The sequence below is a fragment of the Priestia sp. SIMBA_032 genome (genome assembly GCF_046535215.1).
Classification (GTDB): domain Bacteria; phylum Bacillota; class Bacilli; order Bacillales; family Bacillaceae_H; genus Priestia; species Priestia aryabhattai.
The window spans coordinates 1-250 of the sequence record NZ_JAWRXD010001225.1; the positions used below are offsets into that span (position 1 = coordinate 1).

General features: G+C 68.0%; 1 protein-coding gene. It reads right to left on the minus strand.

Annotation, left to right across the window (positions count from 1 at the left end):
• On the minus strand, positions 1–250 hold a 250-nt coding region (locus SB717_RS38235; RefSeq protein ID WP_410908412.1), incomplete at both ends, for a substrate-binding domain-containing protein.

Genomic DNA, 250 nt, shown 5'->3' on the forward strand with positions numbered 1-250 from the left:
GCAGGATCGCGACGTTCCCCTTGCCGCCGGTTCCGTCGATCAGCTGGTCGGCGGCGCGCTTGCCCTGCTGCACGAAGTTCGAGCCGAGGAACGACACGTACGTGTCGCAGGCGCCAGAGCTCAGCAGGCGGTCCACGGTGATGACCGGGATCTTCTTCGCCTTCGCCGCCTGGAGCGCCGGCTCCAGCCCGTCGCTGTTGAGAGGCGCGACGATGAGGGCCTGCGCCCCCTGCGAGATCATGTCCTGGAT